At 43.2% G+C, this 8,779-nt stretch carries 9 protein-coding genes and 1 pseudogene; 3 read left to right on the top strand and 7 right to left on the bottom strand.

Features of this window, described 5'->3' with window-relative positions:
• Nucleotides 1–122: 122 nt before the first annotated feature.
• The 3 genes from MICAI_RS10145 to MICAI_RS10135 all read right to left on the bottom strand — a co-directional run bounded on the left by MICAI_RS10145 (nt 123) and on the right by MICAI_RS10135 (nt 3,237).
• Entirely contained in the window at nt 123–1,361 is a 1,239-nt protein-coding gene (locus MICAI_RS10145; RefSeq protein WP_008201254.1) for a DUF445 domain-containing protein, read from the bottom strand.
• Nucleotides 1,362–1,396: 35 nt separating this feature from the next.
• Nucleotides 1,397–2,095 (bottom strand): bifunctional demethylmenaquinone methyltransferase/2-methoxy-6-polyprenyl-1,4-benzoquinol methylase UbiE, encoded by a 699-nt coding sequence (gene ubiE, locus MICAI_RS10140; RefSeq protein ID WP_008201253.1) that lies wholly within the window; start codon nt 2,093–2,095, stop codon nt 1,397–1,399.
• 245 nt (nt 2,096–2,340) lie between these two features.
• Nucleotides 2,341–3,237 carry an MBL fold metallo-hydrolase gene (locus MICAI_RS10135; RefSeq protein ID WP_008201251.1) on the bottom strand — a complete coding sequence of 299 codons (897 nt, stop codon included), beginning with the start codon at nt 3,235–3,237 and terminating at the stop codon, nt 2,341–2,343.
• A 135-nt stretch (nt 3,238–3,372) separates the two neighbouring features.
• Between MICAI_RS10135 and MICAI_RS10130 the strand changes: the two genes are divergently transcribed.
• From MICAI_RS10130 to MICAI_RS23690, 3 genes and pseudogenes are all read left to right on the top strand, one after another.
• Complete coding sequence (locus tag MICAI_RS10130; protein ID WP_008201249.1) at nt 3,373–3,681, top strand: hypothetical protein; 309 nt, start codon at nt 3,373–3,375, stop codon at nt 3,679–3,681.
• A 235-nt stretch (nt 3,682–3,916) separates the two neighbouring features.
• Complete coding sequence (locus tag MICAI_RS23695; protein ID WP_008201247.1) at nt 3,917–4,333, top strand: hypothetical protein; 417 nt, start codon at nt 3,917–3,919, stop codon at nt 4,331–4,333.
• Between the two features lie 216 nt (nt 4,334–4,549).
• A pseudogene (locus MICAI_RS23690) lies at nt 4,550–4,987 on the top strand (methyltransferase domain-containing protein); the annotation flags it as partial.
• Here the strand turns inward: MICAI_RS23690 and MICAI_RS10115 are convergent.
• The 4 genes from MICAI_RS10115 to MICAI_RS10100 all read right to left on the bottom strand — a co-directional run bounded on the left by MICAI_RS10115 (nt 4,964) and on the right by MICAI_RS10100 (nt 8,594).
• Nucleotides 4,964–5,950: a DMT family transporter gene (locus MICAI_RS10115; RefSeq protein WP_008201243.1), complete on the bottom strand. Its 987-nt coding sequence runs from the start codon at nt 5,948–5,950 to the stop codon at nt 4,964–4,966. The pseudogene MICAI_RS23690 and the gene MICAI_RS10115 sit on opposite strands and share 24 nt — an antisense overlap.
• A gap of 268 nt (nt 5,951–6,218) precedes the next feature.
• Nucleotides 6,219–7,262, bottom strand: a complete 1,044-nt coding sequence (locus MICAI_RS10110; RefSeq protein ID WP_008201241.1) for an AI-2E family transporter — start codon at nt 7,260–7,262, stop codon at nt 6,219–6,221.
• 29 nt (nt 7,263–7,291) lie between these two features.
• Nucleotides 7,292–8,152, bottom strand: coding sequence for a shikimate dehydrogenase (locus MICAI_RS10105; protein ID WP_051011170.1), 861 nt, complete (start codon nt 8,150–8,152; stop codon nt 7,292–7,294).
• Nucleotides 8,153–8,216: 64 nt separating this feature from the next.
• Nucleotides 8,217–8,594: a hypothetical protein gene (locus MICAI_RS10100; RefSeq protein ID WP_002754350.1), complete on the bottom strand. Its 378-nt coding sequence runs from the start codon at nt 8,592–8,594 to the stop codon at nt 8,217–8,219.
• Between the last annotated feature and the right edge of the window lie 185 nt (nt 8,595–8,779).

Genomic DNA, 8,779 nt, shown 5'->3' with positions numbered 1-8,779 from the left:
AATTAGGGCTTGCTGAATAAATCTAAAAACCTTGTTAGATTAAGGCTTTTTCAGGGGGAAAATTCACACCCCACACCCCACACCCTGTCCCCACGAAAAACTTTTTCGGCAAACCCTAATTATTACCCGGGATTCTGTGCGATCAAAATAATTGTTTGCATTAGTCCGACTAGAAGACCGAGAATCCCACCAAGATTAACAATTCCCTGTAATTCCTGTTTAACAATGCCTTGAATAGCATTTTCCAGATCGGCCGGGGAAGTGGCATTTACCCGATCGCGGATTACCTGATCGATGTTGAGAATCGGGATAATTTGGGCGACTAATTTCTCTAAATCTTCCTCTAAATAACGCTCTAAAATTAACGCTAACTCTTGACTAATTACCCCTAATGATGTAGTCATTGACTCCGAAGATTGCAGACGATTAATAATTAAATTGGCGATTTGATCCCAGTCGATCGTTTGGCCAAAATCTTGCAGAAATTGTTCGCCACTTTCTTGAATATAAATTCGCACCGTATCCCTGGTGGTTTTACGCAATTGTCTGACGGTGGAGATAGGTAAATTTTGCAAAGAGATACTTTGTAACCAGTTTTTCAGACGATTACGCATCTCTAAAGATAGTAATAATTCTTTGATTCTGGTATTAGCTAAATCCTTTTCATCAAGGCAAAAAGTGCGTAAGCGGGCTAGGGCATTGCGTAAACCGAATAAATTGGCTACTACCCAATAGGTTCCACTGGTTTTTTCCCGAAATCCTTCATCGATAACTTGAATATTGCGATCGGTTAAAAAATCGATTAAAGCTAGACGGATAACATCAGCAGGTAAGACAGTTTCTAATAGCCAATCGGAGAATTGTCGCGCCTGTTGTTCACTGAGAGAAAATTCCAAGACTAGGCGATCAAAAATTTGATTGATCTGTTTTTCTAAAAAATCCTGCCGTCGGGCTAAAACTTTTAGTAATCTCGCTAAAGATTCCCCGAATAAATCGTGAAGAATCGCCGCCAAAATCTCGGCTGTTTTTGCTTGCCGATCGCCTTTTATTTGTTTTAAAGCTAATTGTAGCAGCCAGAGTATCGCCCCCTGTACCCTTTCGGTGTCCAGGAGTCGTTTAGCCAGTTTTTGTAGTTCCTCGGGAGTTAACAGGGAACCCATGATCGTATCCGATACCCGGACAGCTAATCGATCTTGATTGCGAGGAATTAGCCCCGGGGTGAAGGGAAGAGGACGCTTACCGATATAAATCGCCTTGTAGGGACGAAATAGCATTTTTATGGCTACATCGTTCGTAAAATAGCCAATAATTGCCCCCGCAATCGGCGGTAAGATCCATGTCCAAAGAGTAGCGAGATTCAATTTAGCAGCAAAAAATAAACGGAAATGTGAGTGAGTTATTTCTTTAAGACTAACACTCCCATCAGTCCTGCTAGGAGTGGATAGTGAACGGCACTGGAAAATCCCGACCGATAGCCTAATTTTACCTGTTCTGGGCCCGGGGGAAAGCGATCGATACTGGGACTAATATAAGCGTACTGGTCAGTTAAACCGTAGCGCTCGGCAGCCGGAACGACGATATGATCGAGATACCAGTTTTGGAATAATTTGGCCATGGTTTCGGTGGGTTGATGGAAGTCAAGAATCGCCGCTTTAGCTCCCGGTTTCAGCACCCGGTATAATTCCCCCAGACATTGGGTAATATCCACCACATTGCGTAATCCATAGCCAATAGTGGCACAATCAAAGCTAGAATCGGCCAAGGGTAAATTGAGGGCATCCCCTTCCATCCAGTTAATATTGGCGGCGCTAAAACGTTGACGGGCGATTTTTAATTGTTGTGGGGAAAAATCTAGTCCGATCACTTGGCCGGTTTTACCCACTTGTTTTGATAATAGGTTAGTCAGGTCGCCGCTACCACAACAGACATCGAGGGCAAAATCCCCTTTTTTGGGTTGACACCATTTGACTGTCATTAATTTCCAGACGCGGTGTAATCCTAAACTTAATTCTTGATTAAGTCGGTCATATTCGGGAGCGATCTGATCAAAAATTGCTTGTATTTCTGTGGAGTTAGGTGAGGATTGATTGGACATTTTTATAATAAACCTCTTGCATAATTAATTTTTGAGGGTTCAAAAACGTCAAAAATAAGGATTAAATCGCCTAAAATCTGTAAATAGACCATTTAATTGATTATTATTCATTCTTAATTCTCCTGACTACTGACTACTGGCTACTGACTCCTAACCCTAACAACAATTTTTGATTTTTACAAGAGGTCTAATATAGCACCAGAGAAAATCCCTGATGATCTCAAATCATTCTATCTTATCTGCGCTCACGGGGAACAGTGACTGAGGTTAGGCCTCGCCTTATCTATCTGAGAATCTCCTGGCTGCAGTTCGATCGAAAGTCCTTCCTGGGCGAGAATAGTTTCAGGGAAAATCTTTCTTGCCTCTTCCCCAATGCGATCGAGAAGATCGTCATCATGGGTGGGATCGTGATGAAATAGAACTAACTGCTTAACTTGGGCTGCTTGAGCGATTTTGACTGCCTGCTGCCAAGTAGAATGGCCCCAACCCACCTTGGGAGAATTAGTATCTGTGTATTCCTCATCGGTGTAGGTAGCATCAATAATCATCACATCCGCTTGCTGGACCAAAGCCACAATGTTATCATCAAGGCGATCGGGAAAATGTTCGGTATCAGTAATATAAGCTGCCGATAAACCCCGCCAATTTACCCGATAACCCACCGCTTCCCCGGGATGATTTAAAGGACAGGTTTCGACGCTGAAATCCCCACAGTGGATGGTTTCGCCCATTTCTAGATCATAAAATTCTAAATCGGCCCGCATAACCCGCAAAGGCACGGGAAAATTAGGATGTGACATCTGATCGTCTAATCTTTGCTTGATGGTTGCCCCGTTGGGGGAGGGAACCCCATAGATTTTAAAAGTATTGCCCCTGATAAAAGCGGGGATAAAAAAAGGAAAACCCTGAATATGATCCCAATGGGAATGACTGAAAAATAAATGGGCTTTCATTGGACTTTCTGCCATCAAAGACTGTCCTAGGGGTCGTAACCCCGTACCACCGTCAAAGATTAATCTTTCTCTACCGACCCGCATCTCCACACAGGAGGTATTACCACCATAACGAACGGTTTCCGAACCGGGACAGGGAATACTTCCCCGTACTCCCCAAAATTTGATCTGGAAGCGGTTGTCAGGCATATCAGCGGTTTCTCTACTTCTCCTAGTCTGCTAATAGTTAGATTAGCACTCTCCGACAATTAAGGCTGTCACCTGATGACAAACAGGATAATTTATGATATGGGGAAAGGATTATAGTTTTTGGGAAAGCAAGGCATGGATTTACAGAAATTCTTAGAAAAACTGCCTCAACAGTATCAGGATTGGGGATCGCCTCTAATGTCGCCTATTTCCGAGCAATTAACCATTTTAAGTCAAAAAAACGCCTCCTATCCCGATCGCAATCTCTTTCCCCTGCTCAATCTCGCCGTTGCCTGTCTGCAACCGGATGAGGTTTACTGTCAAGTGGGTTGTTTTCGTTGCGGTAGTTTAGTCGCCGCTTTCTGCAATAATAGCGATCGCTACGGTTATGGCGTGGAAGCTTTTTTTAAATACGACTTGCTGAATAATGGTAAAACCCTTTGAAAATAAGGCTTTTGACCTGTTAAAATCTGATGTTAGTGCAAGAAAATAGGATTGGGACATTCAAAAACCTTGCATTATTCTCCTCATAGTACATAAACTGGTACAAAAAAAGAGGGCAACAAAGCCTGAAACGACCGACTCCTGACTCCTGACTCCTAACCCCACCAACAAACTTTTTGCCGCAAACCCTAAATACGATCCATCGAGAGAAAAGCTAACTATATTATCTGAGGATTTGGAGGATTTTCAACTATCAGAACAGATATTTTTAAGCGATCAAGAAACGGAAAACTTTTTCGATGATCTGGAAGAACTAAACAGTGAAGAAAAGCTGGGAGTTTATTACTACGATGCCTCCGAAGACTATCTATCGCTCTTGATCTCCCTACTTTTAGCCCAAAAATTCTGGTCTGATTCCGCTTTAATTATCATCAATAAATGTCAGCATCCTGCTCTCCAACAGTCCATAAAAGATTTTATTAAAACTCATCCCCAAGCCCAGATAATTTTAGATGATCAAGTCGCTAATCACGGTTTGCTTGGTTTGAAAAATATTTGTTTATTAGCCTGGAATGCTTCCCCGGAGATAACAGCGCTAAAATCCCCGAAAAAACTGGTTTTAAATGTGGGTTGTTGTCCCTATAATCCCTAAGCCTTACCCCAACTATTCCGCGATGGCAATTGGCAAGAAATTCGCCTCGATATCAATATCAATACTGCTGTTAACCGGCTCTTCTAGGTTCTGTGTGATAAGTTTAATTGACATAGGATCGATCGATCTTTGTGTCCTTTGTGCCTTTGTGGTTCGTTCCACCCCCTCGCTCTTGAGAAATGTATCTTAGAATACATTTTACCCACCAAAGCTGGGAGAGCCGTTAACCCAGATATTTTAGGAACGATTACCGATTTAAGTGCCGTTCCCGATAACTGCGTCGATCGGGTTTTTTCTAGTCATAATCTAGAACATATTTATCATTACGAAGTTCCCATCGCACTGGAGGAATTTAAACGCATTCTTAAACCCGAAGGCTTTTTAATGATCGTAGTTCCCGATATGCAAACTGCCGCCGAATTTGTCGCTAGAGGCGATATGGAAAATGAACCTTTATATATTTCTCCCGGAGGTCCCATGCGGGCTTTATGGATGTTTTACGGCATGGGAACAGAAGTTCCCGGAATGCCCTATATGGCTCACAAAACTGGTTTTACTTCTCAAAATCTCAACCAGAAATTACAAGAAGCAAATTTTGCCAGAGTTGAGGTAATTCGGACGGAATTTGAGTTAGTTGCTTTTGGGTATAAGTGAGGAAAGATTAGCAAAAATTGCTCGCACTTGTGGGGCGATTCTTTCCCTTTGATTGATTAAATAAATACTAACGAGGGTTAAAGATACCCCCACCCATTGCAATACACTTAACATCTCACCGAGGAATAAATTCCCGAAACTGAGGGCAAAAACCGGAGTTAAAAAAGTTAAAGAACTTAAACTGGTTAAATTGCCCTTGGCGGCTAAATAAAAGAATATTCCATAGGCGATCGCACTACCAAAAATAGTGGCATAACTTAAAGCTAACCAACCATTTAAATCTATATGCTGCCATTGATGGGATTCTCTCAAACCTGAAGCTAAAAATAGCGGCAATCCTCCTAAAATCATGTGCCATCCCGTGGCGCTGACGGGATCCGCATGACGACAGACAAACCGGATTAAGACTGTTCCCACCGCCATGGATAGGGAAGCCAAAAGCATCAGCATTTCGCCGCTATTTAGTAATTCCTGCCAGCTAAAGTCAATATTTACCGCTTTTTGTCCAAAAAAGTCATAAAACCATTGATCGGGCAAGCCAATTAAACTAATTCCCCCAATTCCTAAACCCAATCCCAACCATCCCCAGACACCGATAACTTCTTTAAATAGCCAACTGGACATTAAAGCCACCGCTAGGGGTTGGGAGTCAATAATTACCGATCCTAACCCCGCCCCAGTGCGATTTAATCCCAATGCCAGAAAACCTTGAAAAAGAGTGGCATCCATGAGAGCAAAAAGGGCAATCCATAGCCACGCTTGCAGGGTTTTGGGCTGAGGACGACCTAAAAACCAAGCTACCATTAAAACTAACATTCCGGCGGGGACAAGACGAATTGCCGCCATAAATAGGGGGGTAGTATGGGGGATAACACCCTTCATCGCTACCATCGCTGTTCCCCAGAGAAAAAACGGTGAGATAAGTAAGAGGGGCGAGGATTTCTTTAGATCTAGGTTTTCCATAGGTAGGGTTTGCTGAATAAATGTGAAATATAGACGAGGTAAGGGTTTTAGTGGCTTGTTTCGCTCCCACAGGTGCAAGATTTTGAGAGAATCGTGGTTCCAAACCTTGCTTCTTCGGGGCGAAGCATTCGGGCATAACCTATCGCTGAAACCGTAGATTTCCTATCCGAATGCTTCGCCCCTACTTTTTCAGCAAACCCTAGGTAGCGATCGAGTGTTGTAGATAACAAATTTCCCTAATTGTATAGTAGAGACTGGGTATCGGCTCTTAATTCTCTTGACTTTCTCCTAACTGATTTTCCTCTAAAGCTGTTATTGGTTTTTCTTCGCTCGATCCGATCCAGATCGCAATCATCCCAGCGATAGGAATGGAGAGAAAAACCCCTAATAATCCCGCAATTCTTTCGCCGATAAAGAGGGATAAAAATAAAATTACTGGGTTTAATTCTAGGGCATTACCCATAACTTTAGGGCGAATAATATTATCTTGAATTTGTACCAAGACTACACAGACAATAAAAGCTTTAACGGCCACTGCTAGTCCCTGGGAGGTAAAAGTCAAGATAGTTACCAACAAAATGCCCAGGGTTGCCCCGATACCTGGAATAGCATCGATGACACCGAGAATACCCGCTAAAATTAGCCCATATTTGATTCCTGATAGGGAAAAACTCAAGAAACTCGTCACCGATAAAAAGAGCATTAACAACAGTTGCCCGCGAATAAATCCCAGAAAACTTTGCCGAAAAGACTTGGCAAAACGCTCCCGGTATGCTGGGGGGAGAAGTTGCAAAAAACCTCGCCAAAGTTTATCACCATCGATGAGCATATAAACACTGATCACCGCCCCGAAAATGCCCGTAAAGACACTGGAAAAAACTCCCTGTACAAGCGATAAACCCGTGGCTAAACCGGTTTGTAAGCTTCCCACCATTTTATTCAAATCTAATCGATCGAGAAAGTCTTTAAAGGGTAAAAAATCTTGTTGACCCAAGGCATCGGTAAGATTGAATAGTAGTCCTTTCCCCTGACTAACTGCTTCTAATCCTATGCCTGTGACTAATCTAAATAGGAGGATAAAAGCTACTAGGGTGGTAATAGCAATGGCTAGTCCTCTCGGTAGATAACGAGATAACCAAACCACGGGATAATTTAATAGAGCGGCCAAGACTGCCGAACCAGTAAAAATAGCGATCGTCCCGTAGAAATAGTTAATTAAGATAATCAGACTCCAGCCACAACCAAATAATAATAGATAGCGCACTAGAATCGAGTTATTCAGAGTTTTCCAAAAGGAGCTAGAAGGGGGCATAAATAAAGCTAGAAATAGAACTTTAGCATTTAGAATTGTTTTAACAAAGCTTCCCGCATGACCGAGACGGGGACGGGTTGACCTAACCAGATTTCTAGTGCGATCGCTCCCTGATTAACTAACATTTCTAACCCATCAATAATTCTTATCCCTCTAGTCTGGGCCAACCGGAGAAATTTGGTCGGCCGGGGATTATAAATCAGATCGTAGGCGATCGCCGATGGGGGTAAAAGGTCTAATAATTCTAACTCAACAGGGGATTGTTCGCCCTGGGGGGACATTCCGATCGGGGTAGAATTAATCAGGAGTTCTGTGGTGGGTAGCATCCCCTCTAATTCGTCCCAGCTATGCACTTCTAGGAGGTCATAGAGGCTGGTATTCGCCCAACTTTCTTTAAAAGGATCTAATTTCTTTTGATTGCGTCCTACCACATGAATTTCGCCACAGCCCAACTGGGCGCAAGCCACCACCACCGCCCGGGCAGCGCCGCCATTGCCTAAAATAACTGGATTCACCTGACTCCAATCTTTGTCAAGGGATTTCAAGGGTGCGAGAAAGCCATCCACATCGGTATTCGTTCCCTGCCAGCCGGTTTCCGTGCGCCAGACGGTGTTAACTGCGCCCACTAGCCTTGCTTTCTCGGTAATTTGCGATAATAAGGGAATAATTGCTAATTTATGGGGAATTGTGACGCTAAAACCCTCTAGATCGATGGCGGACAAACCAGCGATCGCAGTTGCCAAATTTTCCGTGGCGATCGGTAGGGGAAGATAGACATAATTTAGCCCCAAGGCATCGATAGCGGCATTGTGCATGGGGGGAGAAAGAGTATGGCCGATGGGATCGCCGATTACGCCTAATAATTTGGTTTTTCCGTTAATAATGGTCATAAAAAAGGTGGGCTTTCCCCACCAAAGTTTAATCTCAAGGGTAGCCAATGCTCCCCTTACTATACTATTTCTTGATTTCGCGGGCCATTTTCAGGAAAGGATTGATATTGTCATCGTTAGCGCGACGAACGTTATCATTAGCAGCGTTAGCCTTACTATTAGCCTCGGAAGTCGCCGATTTTGCCACAATACCGTTATCGGTGACTTTGCTGACTTCCATAGAAGAAATCTGTTTAATCGATTCGCCACCCTTCTTATTCGAGGCAGTTTTCGGGAAAGTACGTCGGATCGTGATCGGTGTCCGCATAAAGTCGATATTACCGAGAGTTTTAGCGTCATCGGGTTCCAAGTAAAAAGCCTCTTTCGGTTCCGGTGCGCTCATATCCATCGGTTCATCGACGTATTTCGTCTTATTGCCAAACAGGCCAAAGAATCCAGCCATTTTCTCCCTCTCCTAAATAAATATATTTACCATAAATTGCTGCTGATTGTTAAATCATATCAATATTTATGACAAAAAGCTAGGTGGGGCTTGCTGAATAAGTCTGTTGGTGGGGTTAGGAGTCAGTAGCCGGTCGTCAGGAGATTATTTTTATTTGTTCTCCCCACTCCCCAATTCATAATTCA

The organism is Microcystis sp. T1-4 (genome assembly GCF_000297435.1).
GTDB lineage: Bacteria > Cyanobacteriota > Cyanobacteriia > Cyanobacteriales > Microcystaceae > Microcystis.
This window is presented reverse-complemented; position numbering and strand designations above follow the sequence as displayed.